This is a genomic window from Candidatus Regiella insecticola LSR1 (genome assembly GCF_000143625.1).
Classification (GTDB): Bacteria; Pseudomonadota; Gammaproteobacteria; order Enterobacterales; family Enterobacteriaceae; genus Regiella; species Regiella insecticola.
This window is the reverse complement of record NZ_GL379693.1, coordinates 1-1,058: the sequence shown is the minus strand read 5'-3', so window position 1 is coordinate 1,058 and position 1,058 is coordinate 1. Positions and strand designations below refer to the sequence as shown.

At 45.7% G+C, this 1,058-nt stretch carries 1 protein-coding gene; it reads right to left on the bottom strand.

Annotated elements, in window-relative coordinates; all coding sequences use genetic code 11:
* On the bottom strand, positions 1-878 hold an 878-nt coding region (gene hflX / locus REG_RS09500; RefSeq protein ID WP_422614313.1), incomplete at its 3' end, for a ribosome rescue GTPase HflX.
* Positions 879-1,058: the final 180 nt, after the last annotated feature.

The following is a 1,058-nucleotide window of genomic DNA, read 5'->3' as shown; positions in this document are numbered from 1 at the left end:
TCACTGGCATCAATAACATGCAGTAACAATGAAGCTTGCCGTGTTTCCTGTAATGTCGCTTTAAAGGCAACCACCAAATCATGGGGTAAGTGCCGGATAAAGCCAACCGTATCGGCCAATACAGTATCACCCACATCGGTGACATATATACTGCGCAAAGTAGGATCAAGAGTGGCGAATAATTGATCGGCAGTATAGACATCTGCTGCTGTCATGCTATTAAACAGGCTTGATTTTCCCGCGTTAGTATAACCAATCAGCGAAACCGTTGGTATCTGTGCACGACAGCGGGCTTGCCTTCCCTGTTCACGCTGTTTAGCGACACGTTCCAATCTGCTGAGGATAAGGCTGATACGCTTACTGAGTAAGCGACGGTCGGTTTCTAGTTGAGTTTCACCAGGACCTCTCAGACCAATACCGCCTTTCTGACGTTCAAGATGCGTCCAACCCCGTACCAACCTGGTAGCAAGATGACGAAGTTGCGCCAATTCGACTTGTAATTTACCTTCATGAGTACGCGCGCGTTGGGCAAAAATATCTAGGATCAAACCCGTTCGATCAATGACCCGACATTGACACAAGCGTTCAAGATTTCTTTCCTGAGCCGGTGAAAGTGCATGATTAAACAGCACCACAGAAGCGCCCATCGTTTTAACAGTATCGGCAATTTCTTCTGCCTTACCTTTACCAACAAAATATTTGGCATCGGGTACTTTACGACTGCCCGTAACCGTTTTTAACACCTCAACACCAGCAGAAAAAACTAAGGATTCGAATTCTTGTAAGTCTTCATTATTTTTATTTGATGCGTCGGGGTACGGTGAAAAAGAGATATGCACCAATACAGACCGCTCCCCCACTTCGTAACGGTCAAACAAACCATAACCTCTCTGGTATTATTCAATGCTCGGTTAATAAAAAATATTATTCAATCTGTCTTTCCGGCGGCGGCGGTGGCATAACCTGCCCAGTATCAGCATGCGAACCGTGAGAACCATTATTACGACATGATACCGCCCGAGCAGGAACGACAGTAGAAATGGCATGTTTATAAACCA